Source organism: Streptococcus suis, assembly GCF_024509555.1.
GTDB lineage: Bacteria > Bacillota > Bacilli > Lactobacillales > Streptococcaceae > Streptococcus > Streptococcus suis_AD.
In genome coordinates this window covers 1-328 of sequence record NZ_JAMWEL010000072.1, presented here as the reverse complement: position 1 = coordinate 328, position 328 = coordinate 1, and the positions used below count along the sequence as shown (strand labels likewise).

General features: G+C 44.2%; 1 pseudogene. It reads left to right on the top strand.

The window, feature by feature from the left end:
* Positions 1 to 328 (top strand): annotated as a pseudogene (locus NF418_RS10390) (hypothetical protein); the annotation flags it as partial.

Genomic DNA, 328 nt, shown 5'->3' with positions numbered 1-328 from the left:
TTTCAGTAGATGAAAACGGCAAGTTGACAGGTACACCAGACATCACAGATTGGAAAGATGACGAAGAAACACGTGAAATCACTGTCCCAGTCACTGTCACAACAGACGGTGTTGAGAAAGTTGTCGAAGTTCCAGTTACTATCCAACGTGATACAGATGGCGATGGTACACCAGATGTGACAGACACAGATGATGATAACGACGGTATTCCAGACGACGTTGAGAAACAAAATGGTACAGATCCTAAGACACCAAATACGGATACAACCGTAACTCCAGCAACGGTAGTTGAAGGTCAGCCAGTTTCAGATACAACAGTTGTTACACC